The sequence below is a fragment of the Streptomyces sp. NPDC091271 genome (genome assembly GCF_044757505.1).
In the GTDB taxonomy this organism is placed as follows: Bacteria; Actinomycetota; Actinomycetes; order Streptomycetales; family Streptomycetaceae; genus Streptomyces.
This window is the reverse complement of the sequence record NZ_JBIVVD010000006.1, coordinates 220,962-232,909: the sequence shown is the minus strand read 5'-3', so window position 1 is coordinate 232,909 and position 11,948 is coordinate 220,962. Positions and strand designations below refer to the sequence as shown.

Annotated in this window: 7 protein-coding genes; 6 read left to right on the top strand and 1 reads right to left on the bottom strand. The window is 70.6% G+C overall.

What is annotated here, in order from left to right; all coding sequences use genetic code 11:
* On the bottom strand, window positions 1-3,954 hold the full coding sequence (gene eccCa, locus ACIQM3_RS25130) for a type VII secretion protein EccCa (protein ID WP_401628370.1): 3,954 nt from the start codon (window positions 3,952-3,954) through the stop codon (window positions 1-3).
* Between the two features lie 282 nt (window positions 3,955-4,236).
* Between eccCa and eccD the strand changes: the two genes are divergently transcribed.
* The 6 genes from eccD (at window position 4,237) to ACIQM3_RS25100 (ending at window position 11,935) form a co-directional block, all read left to right on the top strand.
* A complete protein-coding gene (gene eccD, locus ACIQM3_RS25125) occupies window positions 4,237-5,637 on the top strand; it encodes a type VII secretion integral membrane protein EccD (RefSeq protein ID WP_401627759.1) in 1,401 nt (466 codons plus the stop codon).
* A gap of 15 nt (window positions 5,638-5,652) precedes the next feature.
* Entirely contained in the window at window positions 5,653-7,092 is a 1,440-nt protein-coding gene (gene eccB, locus ACIQM3_RS25120; protein ID WP_401627757.1) for a type VII secretion protein EccB, read from the top strand.
* Between the two features lie 173 nt (window positions 7,093-7,265).
* Window positions 7,266-7,601 carry a hypothetical protein gene (locus tag ACIQM3_RS25115; protein ID WP_401627756.1) on the top strand — a complete coding sequence of 112 codons (336 nt, stop codon included), beginning with the start codon at window positions 7,266-7,268 and terminating at the stop codon, window positions 7,599-7,601.
* A gap of 55 nt (window positions 7,602-7,656) precedes the next feature.
* A complete protein-coding gene (locus ACIQM3_RS25110; protein WP_401627754.1) occupies window positions 7,657-7,977 on the top strand; it encodes a WXG100 family type VII secretion target in 321 nt (106 codons plus the stop codon).
* Window positions 7,978-8,072: 95 nt separating this feature from the next.
* Complete coding sequence (locus ACIQM3_RS25105) at window positions 8,073-8,528, top strand: type VII secretion system-associated protein (RefSeq protein ID WP_401627752.1); 456 nt, start codon at window positions 8,073-8,075, stop codon at window positions 8,526-8,528.
* Window positions 8,529-8,530: 2 nt separating this feature from the next.
* Window positions 8,531-11,935: an AAWKG family protein gene (locus ACIQM3_RS25100; RefSeq protein ID WP_401627751.1), complete on the top strand. Its 3,405-nt coding sequence runs from the start codon at window positions 8,531-8,533 to the stop codon at window positions 11,933-11,935.
* Window positions 11,936-11,948 lie beyond the last annotated feature (13 nt).

Here is an 11,948-nt window from a genome sequence, read left to right as displayed (position 1 = left end):
TCAGGGCGTGTCCAGCAGGGCCGTCTGCATCTGCACCGTCCTGCGGCGGGCGATGCGGGTGGCGCGGCCGGGCGGGAGGTTGCGGCCCTTGACGTTGCCGAAGACGTAGCCCTCCGAGGGCGGGCAGGACAGCAGCAGACCAGGCGTGTTGACCTCCTGGAGCCTGCGCAGCAGATGGTCGCCGAGGCCCCGGCCCGCCCCGGCCGCCGAGCGGGCGACGACCAGGTGGAGCCCGACCTCCCAGCCGAGCGCGAGCTGGTCCAGGAGGGGGTCGAACGGGGCGTTCATCGGGCCGGTGCCGAGCATGTCGTAGTCGTCGACGAGGACGAACAGCCGCGGGCCCGTCCACCAGTCGCACAGCTTCATCCGGGCCGGCGCGATGTCGGGGCCCGGCACCCGTGTGCGCACCGCGCGGGCCGCGCCGTCGACGAGGTCCTTGAGCGCGTCGATGGAGACGGCGTGGCCGAGCCGGTAGGCGTCGGGGACCACCCCCACCAGCTCGCGGCGGTAGTCCACCACCATGATCCTGGCCTCGGCCGGGGTGTAGCGGGCCATCACGGCCTCGGCCGTCAGCCGCAGCAGATTGGTCTTGCCGCTCTCGCTGTCGCCCACCACGATCATGTGCGGGCTCTCGCTGAAGTCGTGCCAGACCGTCGAGAGCTCCTCCTGCTCCAGGCCGAGTGCCATACGGAAGTCGCCTTCCGGCGGGGGGAGTTCCGAGGACGGCAGCGCGGTCGGCAGCATTCGTACCGGCGGTGCGGGCGGCCCGGACCAGGACTCCTGGAGGGCGGCGACCAGACCGGTCACCCCTTCGGCGAGGTCGTCGGCGCCCTCCACCCCGTCGATGCGGGGCAGCGCCGTCAGGTAGTGGAGCTTGCCCTCGCGGGTCAGGCCCCGGCCGGGGGTACGGGGGACCGTGGCGGCACGGCGCATGTCGATGCCGGAGTCCATGGGGTCGCCCATCCGCAGCTCCAGGTGGGTGGCCGCCTGGTCGCGTACGGCCGAGGACAGCTCCACCCAGCGGGCGGTGGTGACGATCAGGTGGATGCCGTAGTTCAGCCCGCGCGCCGCTATCGCGTTGAACGTGCTGATGTGGTGGTCGTAGTCCTGCCGGACCGTCGACCAGCCGTCGATGACGAGGAAGACGTCACCGTGCCGCTCCTCGGGGAACTCCCCGGCCGCGCGACGGCGCCGGAACGTCGCCATGGAGTCGATGCCGTGCTCCAGGAAGAAGCGCTCGCGCGCCGCCATCAGGGTGTTGACCTCGGCGATCGTACGGCCCACGCGTTCGCTGTCGAGGCGGGCCGCGACGCCGCTGGTGTGGGGCAGGCCCGCGAGTGACGCGAGGGTGCCGCCACCGAAGTCGAGGCAGTAGAACTGCACCTCGTCGGGGGTGTGGGTGAGCGCCAGGGACGTCAGGATCGTCCGGACCATGGTGCTCTTGCCGCTCTGCGGGCCGCCCGCGACGGCCACGTGCCCGCCGGACCCGGCCAGGTCGACCTGGAGCAGGTCGCGGAGCTGGTCGAAGGGCCGGTCGATGATGCCGATGGGCACCCGCAGCCGGCCGCGCCCCTCCCAGCCCGTCGTCGTCAGCCCCAGAGCGGGGTCGGGGGTGAGCGGCGGCAGGATCTGGTCGAGTGTCGGGGGCAGGCCGAGCGGCGGCAGCCACACCTGGTGCGCGGGCGGGCCCGCGCCCAGCAGCCGCTCCACGGCGACGGACAGCAGCGTGTCGCCGGTCTCGTCGGGCTCGGGCTCGGGGTCCGGGGCGGCGGGCAGATGGCGCGGCACCACGTAACCCGTCGTCCAGGGCACGGTCTGGCTGGCCACCCTGGCCTGGTTCGCCCCGCCGGCGCGCTGCCGGTAGGGGCCCGAGACGTAGGCGGCGCGGAACCTGGTCAGCGCCTCCACGCCCGACTTGAGGTAGCCGCTGCCCGGCTGGGGCGGCAGCTGGTAGGCGTCCGGTACCCCGAGGACGCCGCGGCTCTCCATCGCCGAGAACGTACGCAGGCCGACGCGGTACGAGAGGTGGCTCTCCAGCTGGTGCATACGGCCCTCGTCGAGCCGCTGCGAGGCCAGCAGGAGGTGCACGCCGAGGCTGCGCCCGAGCCGGCCGATCATCACGAAGAGCTCCATGAAGTCACGGTGGGCGGAGAGCAGTTCGCTGAACTCGTCGACCACCACGAAGAGGCTGGGCAGCGGGGCGAGCGGGACGCCGGAGGCGCGGGCCTTCTCGTAGTCCAGCGCGGAGGCGTAGTTGCCGGCGCTGCGCAACAGCTCCTGGCGGCGGATCAGTTCACCGTGCAGGGCGTCCTGCATGCGGGAGACCAGGGCGGCTTCGCCAGCAAGGTTGGTGATCACGGCCGAGGTGTGGGGGAGTTCGTCGAGACCGAGGAAGGTGGCGCCGCCCTTGAAGTCGACCAGGACGAAGTTGAGCGTCTCGGAGGAGTTGGTGAGCGCCAAGGCCAGGACCAGTGTCCGCAGCAGCTCGCTCTTGCCGGAGCCGGTGGCGCCGATCAGCATCCCGTGCGGGCCCGACCCGCCCTGCGCGGACTCCTTGATGTCGAGCTCCACCGGGGTGCCGTCCGCACCGACCGCGATCGGCACCCGCAGCCGGGCGGGTCCGGTGTTCCGCTGCCACAGGCCGGGCGGATCGTGGCGGTACAGGTCTCCGATGCCGAGCAGGGCGGTCAGCTCCACGTTGGTGGAGAGCGGCTCGCCCGTGTCGGTGCCGGTCCCCATGCGGTACGGGGAGAGGCGCCTGGCCAGGGCGGCGGCGCCGGTGGGGCCGAAGCGGTCGGGGCGGCCGAGCAGCGTCGTCTGCTCCTTGCGGTCGCGGTCGGTCCGGACGAGGCCGAAGGAGTCGGGGGTGACGTCGAAGCGGAGGGTGACCCGGCCGGGGCGCCAGGTCAGGGCCCCGGACAGGTCGAGGACGACGGTGTTACGGAGGCCGGGCCCGTCCAGCCGGTGGCCGGCCGGCACGGTGCCGCCGTCCACGACGATGACGGTGAACGGCTCCTCCCGTCCGGCGGCCGCGTCCGGGTCGAACGGCGGGCGTTCCAGGAACTCCGCGCCGAGCAGGTCCTCCAGCTCGTTGAACGCCGCCCCCGACATCCTGGCCGGGCCGGCGCCGTCGCTCTCCTGCGGGTGCATGTGGTGCGGGAGCCACTTGGCCCACTCCCAGTCCGGCCGCCGTTCGTCGGACACGCACAGGGCCACCCAGACGTCGTCCGGCGCGTGGAAGGTGACCAGCTGGGCCACCATCGCGCGTGCCACGGAGCGGATCTGCTCCTCGTCGCCCCGGAACAGCACCCGCGCCCAGGCCCGCAGATAGATCGCGATGGGCTGCTCGGGGACGGTGGCGTACGCGCGGATGAAGCTGCGCAGGGCGTGCGCGGCGAGGGGCTCCAGGTCCTCCACGGGGCTGGTCGCCATCGGTGTCAGCCGCAGCCCCAGCTTCTGCTCCCCGACGGCGACCCGGACCTCGCCGAAGTCCTCGTCCTGCGGGCGGCGTTCCCACAGCCGGGTGGAGCCCACCAGGGACCACAGTGCGGCCGGTTCGGGGTGGCGCCAGGCCAGGGCGCGCTGCTGGTCGACGACGGCCGCCCTGACCTTGCGCCGGGTCTGGCCCAGATAGCGCAGGTAGTCGCGGCGTTCGCCCTTGAGCCGCTCCTTGCGCTCGCTGCTCCTGCGCATGGCCTGGCCGACCATCATCGCCCCGGTCGACAGGACCATCAGGCCCAGCGCGAGGTAGATGAAGCCGCCGCTGCCCTTGGTCATGCCGGGCCGCATGAACATCAGCATCATCGACACGGACATGAGCGCCATCGGCAGGTAGGTCCAGACGGCCGAGGAGTCCGGGACGACCTCGGGCAGCGTGGGCGGTTCCTGCAGGCTCAGTTCACCGTCGGGCATCTCCGGGCCGCGTCGACGGGCCGGCCGGCGGAACAGGACCACGCTCAAGGAAGGCTCTCCATCGTCAGACGGGTCACACAGGGGTTCGACGAAAGCATGGGCCGGGGGCCGTGAACGGACGGACAACGCCCAGGGGCGGATCAGTGAACGCTGGCGGAGAGTCGGCCGTCACCCCCCTCCGGGCGCTCCGGGAGAGGGACCGCCGTGCTTACGATCCGTCGGACGTCCCCCACAACACCCTGGGCAGCGGCGTTCGTTGGAGCCCTCGTGGCTCAGGCGGGCGCCCGCGCCGCACGGTGGCCGTGCCCCGGGAGAGAGGCCCCCATGACCGACATCCAGGTGGCCGGAGTGTGCCGCCTGACCGTCCGTGCTCCCGCCCGGAGCATCGACCTCGCCGTGCCCGCCGACGTACCCGTGGCAGATCTCCTGCCGGCGGTGCTCGGTTACGCGGGAGACGACCTCGCCGAAGAGGGCATCGAGCACGGGGGCTGGGTCCTGCAACGCCTGGGCGGCCTTCCGCTCGACGAGGAGCGCACCCTCGACTCGTACGACCTGCGCGACGGCGAGACCGTCTATCTCAGGCCCCGTACCGAAGCGCTGCCCGAGGTCCACCTCGACGACCTGGTGGACGGCATCTCCACGACGATGAACGGCCGCCCCTACGGCTGGGGGCCCGCGGCGGGGCGGCGGGTGCTGTGCGGTCTCGCGGTGGCCGCCCTCCTGGCCGGGCTCCTCGTCCTCGCGCTCCCCGCACCGCACTCGGGGACCCGTGCGCTGTGTGCCGCCCTCGCCGGGCTGCTGCTGCTGGCCGGGGCGGCGGCGGCGAGCCGGGCGGTCGGTGACGCCGGGGCGGCCGCGGCACTCGGCTTCATGGTCGGTCCCTATCTGGCGCTGGCCGGCTGGCTGCTGACCGGCGGCGACCTCGGCGGCCCGCACCACGAGGACGTCCTCGGGCCGCGGCTGCTCGCCGCATCGGCGGCCGGCACGGGCGGAGCCGTGCTCGCCCTCGCGGTGGTGGCGGCGTTCGCCGCGCTGTTCCTGTGCGCGGCCGTGATCGCCGTGTTCGGGGTCCTCGGTGGCGTTCTGATGATCACCGCGGACCTCGCACCGGCGGAGGCGGCGGCGGTCTGTGTGCTGGCCGCGGTGGTGCTCGGCGCCTTCGTGCCCTCGCTGTCGTTCCGGATGTCCGGGCTGCGGATGCCACCGCTGCCCACCAACGCCCAGCAGCTCCAGGAGGGCATCGAGCCCCACCCCACCGCACTCGTCGCGAACCGGACCGTGCTCGCCGACGGCTGGATGACCTCGCTCTACGGTGCGGTCGGGCTGATCTGCGCCGGCTGCCTGGGGGTGCTGGTCCGCCATGCCGGGCTGCCCGAGACCGTCCTGGTGTCGGTCCTGATCGTGCTGCTGGCGCTGCACTCGCGCGGACTGGGCCACGTCTGGCAACGGCTCTCCCTCGTGGTGCCCGCCGCGGGAGGCGCCCTCCTGCTCGCGGTCGCGGGCGCCTGGACGGCCGATCCGGGGCCCCGGCTGCTGGTGACCGGCACCCTGCTCTCCGTCGCCGCGCTGGCCGCGATCCTCTCCTGGACCGTGCCCGGCCGCCGACTGGTGCCGTACTGGGGACGGGCAGGGGAGCTGCTGCACTCGGCCACCGCGATCAGCCTGCTGCCGCTGACCCTGTGGGTGCTCGGTGTCTACGGCGCCCTGCGCGCCCTCAACGCCTGATTCCGAGGGAGCGCCGTGCAGTCCAAACGCGATCAGGTCCAGGCCCACATGTTCGTCATGGGGCGCCTCACCTCCGGGATGCTCCGGGGCGATCCCGACGCACCGGAGAGCCCGCAGGGGCGCACCAACCGGGGCATCGCCCTGGGCATCGTCATCGCCGTGCTGTTGTCCGCGGGGGCGTTCGTCTTCGGGCTGCTGAAGCCAGGCACGACGGACTCCTGGAAGGAGGCCGGGACGTTGGTCGTCGACAAGGACACCGGCTCCCGCTACCTCTACCTGGACGGCCGGCTGCGTCCCGTACGCAACTACGCGTCCGCGCGGCTGCTGGCGGGCGCGGAGATGAAGACCACGCAGGTCGGGGGCGCCTCGCTGCGGGGCACCCCGCACGGCACACCGGTCGGCATCGCCGGCGCCCCCGACGCCCTGCCCGCCGCCGGCGATCTGGAGACCGGCGCCTGGCAGGTGTGCTCGGGGAGCGCGACCGGTTCCGCGGCCACCACGCTGGCCGTGGGCGCGGGCACCGGGGGGCAGGGGTTGCCCGCGGACCGGGGACTGCTGGTGAGCGGTCCCGACGGCACCGACTACCTGGTGTGGCATGGCAGCAAGCTCCGGCTGGACCGTGCGGGCGGCGCGCCCGAAGCGCTCGGATACGCCTCGGCTCCCCGGTTGCGGGTGTCGGCCGCGTTCCTCAACGCCCTTCCGTCCGGCCCCGGTCTGGAGCCCGTCGAGGTCGCTGGGCGGGGCGGGAAGGGACCCGTACTGGGTGGCCGGGAGACCCGTATCGGCGAGGTCTTCCGGATCATCGTCCCCGGGGCCGCAGGGCGCTACCACCTGCTGACCGAGGAGGGCCTCGTGCCGCTCACGGCCACCGGTGCCGCCCTGGTGCTCGGCGACCCGGACACCAGGAAGAAGGTCTACGACGGTCGCTCGGCCACCGCTGCCGACCTGGGGGCGGACGCTCTCGCGGACCACCGGGCGCCGTCCGGCACGGCCGCCGGGGAACTTCCGGAATCGCCGCCCGAGGCGGTGCCCCTGGAGGACGGGCGGACCCTCTGTGTGCGGATCCAGGCCGGCGACTCCGGTACGCGGGTGAGCGTGGTGCTCACCCCGCAGGGCGCGCTGGGCACCGCCGCGCAGGCCCCGGCAGAGGGGCTGACCCCGGCCTGTGTGCGCGTCGGCCGGATCACCGTCCCGCCGGGCGGTGGCGCGCTGGTGCACGCGCTCGGAGCGGGCGGCGGCGAGGTCGGCGGCACGGTCTACCTGGTGACCGACACCGGCATGAAGTACCGGGTCGGCACGGAGAAGGCGGCCGAGGCCCTCGGCTACACCGCGAGCGCGGCCGAGGGACTGCCGGCCCCGCTGCTGGCGATGCTGCCGACCGGGCCGGACCTGACACCCGAGGCGGCGGCGACCGGACGCTCCGCGACCACCGCGGCCCGGTGCGATCCGAAATGACGGGTTACCGGAAATGCGTGGCGTACGGAAAGTGAATTCCAGGGGCGGTGACTGCCAATAGAGCAAGGCGGACCGAGGAATTCCCAGCCTTTCGTTGCTGCCTCAACTTCCCTTTGTCTACGTTTGATTGACACGACACCCACAGGTGTCGCCATTACCAGGAGGTGCTGTCCATGGCGGGCATGCAGCAGTCGGAAGCACGCGCCACACAGAACGGTGTGACCGCTCTGGAGCAGGCGTTCACCGGTGTCCAGCGCAGCCGGCAGGACGTCGAGAACATGAAGTTCAACCTCGCCTCCGGCCTCAAGGGATCGGACGGCAAGGCCTATCAGGACCTGCTGAAGCAGTGGGACGACCAGGCGGAAATCATCTCCCGCAACGTCCGGGAGATGGTCGACACGCTCAACGAGACGCTCCGCACCCAGGGCATGACCCAGGGATCGTCCAACGAGTCCATCAATCAGGCCTACAGCCAGTCGCAGTCGGTCTTCGACGCGCTGAAGGGCTGACTCCGAACCGCTGGGCCCCCGCATTCCCCCACCCCTTGCGAAACGAGGCCGGACCATGAGTGATTTCAGCGACGGTTACATCTATGTCGACTACTCCCATATGCAGAATGCCGCCGACGACATGGTCCAGCAGACCAAGGCGATAGCGAGCATCCTCGTGAACCTGGACGCCGAGCTGCAGGAGCTCAAGAACACCTGGGAGGGCGAGGACCGCCAGGTGTACACGCAGAAGCAGGTCGCCTGGAACTCGGCCGTGGACGCGATGAAGGGCCTGCTCGCCAGCCACTCGGCGCTGCTCACCGATGTCTCGGGCAGCTACCAGTACAGCGAGAAGTCACTGACCCAGCTGTGGGAAGGCGTCCGCGTCGGCCGCTGACCGCGCGGCACATCCCCACGGGCGGCTGCCCCCGGCACGGGCCGTGGCGGCGGCCGCCCTCATGTTCTGTCCCCACGGCACCAGGAGGTATCGGTATGGCGCAGGGCACGCCCGTGAACCTGGACAAGGCCTGGCTGGAGAAATTCCTCAGCCAGGACATCAAGGGTTTCTCGGAGGAGATTCGGAAGATCCAGGGCGACGGGACGGACGCACCCGCGCTCTCCAACCTGCTGCCGGAGGGTGAGCGCCCGGAGGGCACCCTGGCCGGGGCGTCCGTGCCACTGACGATCGGCGGCATGGTGAAGGACACCCTCACCAACGGGCAGCGCCTCAACAAGGCGGTGGTCGACATGATCACCGAGATCGTCACGATCCTCGAGGAACAGAAGACCCTCTTCAGCAGTATCGAGGAAGGTCTGGAGAGCACGATCGAGGATCTGTTCAAGACGCAGGGGGACAATCTGGAGAAGATCGACGGGCAGAAACTGCTGGACATCTTCTCGGATGTCGACGACGTGCTCGGCGGAGGCAGCGGCGAGGACGACGACTGATCATGGCCGACGAGAATGTCAAGCCGCTCACCGCGGCCAACGATTCCTGGCAGCAGGCGGTGATGTTCTTCACCGGATACAAGGCACCTGCGCGCGACACCCTCTTCAAGAGCCTCGAAGGCAACGAGGGCATTCCGCAGATGAAGGTGGAGATCAGCAAACAGAACTCCGTGACGTACGTCGATGTGGACGACCTCAACTGGATGGTGGAGAACTCCGGCTGGCGCATCGAGAACACGGACTTCGTGATTCCGTTCTACGCGACCAGCGATGACACGGCGTCCACGGGCGACCAGATCTCGATGTACAAGGCGCGTTTCACCCTGCTCGGCAACAAGAGCAACGACGGCCCTCCGGAGGGGGGCGTGGTGGAGGGCGGCGAGTTCAAGAGCCAGTACGACAATCACCTTGGTCTGTCGGGGGACAAGGCGACCTGGAGCACCGAGGACCTCACGCAGTACAGCTACGGCACGGGCCGGGCGCTGGAGGCGCTGCTGTACAAGGACCAGGGGACGCACGGCTTCGCCTGGAACGGTGTGGACGTGCCGAACGACCAGGCCGTCTCGCTGGGCTCCTTCGACACGGCGGCGGCCTCATTCGACCGGGTCGCCCAGTTCTTCGCCGCGCGCAGCAAGGCCGTGGAGGAGTGGGAGAGCAGGCTCGGGACCGAGCAGAACGAGGCGTGGCGTGGCCAGGCCGCCGGTGTCTTCTGGAACCTCGTCCACACGATCGGCAAGCAGTACGCCGGCTATGAGAAGGACATGCGGCCGGCGGATACGACCGGATCCCTCCAGGGCGACGAGATACGCCAGGCGAAGACGGACTTCCGTAACGCGGTGGTCGAACTGCACCGCCGGTGGATGGACTGGGAACTCTATATGGGGAACCCGCTGCGATGGCTCCATGACCTGCTGAAGGAAATAGCAGATCATGTATGGCACAACAATATAAAGAAGATCACTTATAAAGTAAACAGTACGGGTGGGCAGTATGCGTCCTACTACACCACCTATCACACGACGGATACGTTCAATCAGGATGCGACCCGTCTGGGTAAAGCCGATAATTTCGGTAATCTGACGGAACTCTCGACGTGGAAGAAGGTCGGGGAAAGGGCCATCGAGAACTGGCAGGCGTCGGTGATCGAGAATCTGGTGAGCCCCGCCGACGAGGCGATCCGCCAGGTGCACAACAGCTGGAGCACCAAGAACTTCGACCTCGGGTCCATCAGGACCAGGGGCGGCGACGACCTCTCGTCCCAGTACGCCGAGGACCAGGCGGCCAAGGACAAGGCGGATGCGGAGGCCGCGGCGGCTGCGGCTGCGAAGAAGCAGGAAGAGTTCATGCAGTGGCAGAAGGACCAGGCGGCGGCCGCCGCCGCGGCTGCCGCTGCTGCCAAGGCCGAGCAGGACGCGAAGGAGAAGGCGGCCAAGGCCGAGCAGGACGCCAAGGAGAAGGCCGCCAAGGCCGAGCAGGACGCCAAGGAGAAGGCCGCCAAGGAGGAGCAGGCCCGGCGCGACGCGGAGGCTGCGGCCAAGCAGGCCGAGGCCGAGGCGAAGCAGGAGGCGAAGGAGGCCGAGCAGGAGGCGAAGCAGGAGGAGAAGGAGAAGGAGCAGGAGGCCAAGCAGGCCGAACAGGAGGCCAAGCAGGAGGAGAAGGAGAAGGAGCAGGAGGCCAAACAGGCCGAACAGGAGGCCAAGCAGGAGGCCAAGGAGGCCGAGCAGAAGGCCGAGCAGGAACGTCTGCAGGCCGAGCAGGAGGCCAAGCAGGCCGAACAGGAGAAGAAGCAGGAGGAGGCCCAGGGGCGCCAGGAGCAGATGCAGCTGCTGCAGATGAACCAGGCGAAGAGCGAGCAGGAGCGGGCCAGGAAGGAGCAGCAGGAGCAACAGGCCGAGCAGGAGGCGAAGCAGGAGGCGAAGGAGGCCGAGCAGGAGGCCAAGCAGGCCGAGCAGGAGGCGAAGCAGGAGGCCAAGCAGGCCGAGCAGGAGGCGAAGCAGGAGGAGAAGGAGAAGGAGCAGGAGGCCAAGCAGGCCGAACAGGAAGCCAAGCAGGCCGAGAAGGAGAAGGAGGCCGAGGCCGCGCAGGACGCGGCGCGCAAGGAGGCCGAGCAGCAGCAGGCCGAGCAGGAGCAGCGGCAACAGGCTCAGGAGAAGGAGCGCGAGGAGGCCCAGGCACAGGCGCAGGCAGCGTACGACGAGCAGCGACAGCAGGTGCTGGGCGGCGGCTCCCTCGACGGCGGCTCCCTCAACGGCGGGTCGCTGGACGGCGGCACCCTCAACGGCGGCGACCTCGACGGAAGTTCGGCGGCGCGTGAAGCGCTCGGCAGGATCTCGGCCGACGCAGGAGCGGTCGGCGGCGGGTCCCTCAACGGCGGATCCCTCAACGGCGGGCCCCTCAACGGCGGGTCCCTCAACGGTGGGTCGCTCGACGGTTCCCTCGGCGGTGACGACCTCACCTCCCCCACCAGCATCAGCGGCCCCGTCTACCAGGGCGACGGTCTCCCCGGCCCCGACGGCGCCGTCACGCACATGGACAGTGACGGCCGGGTGGTCACGGAGCATCCGGACGGCAGCAGGACGACCATCGACCCGCAGAACCACACAGCGACGATCACCCGTCCGGACGGCACGTCCATGACCGGCCCGCTGAACACCGGCGACACCCTGCCGAACCCCGACGGGAGCCTGTCCCACCTGGACTCCGAGGGGCGGCTCGTCACGGAGTTCCCCGACGGCAGCAGCTCGGTCCTGGACCCAGGCACGGGCGCCACCAGCTACACGCTCCCGGACGGCACGACGACCTCCGGCTATCTGAACGGCGGCACCGGCAGCCCGCTCTCCGGGTACGACGGGGCCTCCTACGGATCCGGCTCCCCCTACGAGGAGGAGCTGTACGACGAGCTCCCCTACGCCTCCCCGTTCGACCGGGCGGCGGCCGCCTCGGCTTCCACGCCGATGATCGGCACGCCCCTGAACACCGGCTCACTGCCCGGCTCTTCGCTGCCCGGCTCTTCGACGTCCGGCGCCGGGCAGACGGGCGGCACACCCATGGGCGGCATGCCGATGGGCGGGATGCCGATGGGTGGCCAGGGTGGCGGTCAGGGCGGTCAGGGAACCTCCGAGCGCATCCGCAACGTGATCGACGGCGGTCAGGTCGTCAGCAACCGCAGGAACAGGGGTGGTGCGGGCCTGTCGGCCGCGAGCAGGGCGCCCGACGAGGCCCCCATCGCCCTGCCGCGGAACGCCACCACCACGAGTGGCATGCCGATGGTCCCGCCCCCGGGCGGTGGTGCTCCGGCCCGTCCGCAGACGGAGAGCGGCGACCGCGCGAGGGACGCCTGGATCCAGGAGGAAGAGGACGTCTGGGGTACGGACGAGGGAGGGGCGCCCGCCGTGATCGGCCGATGATTCCGGGAGATCC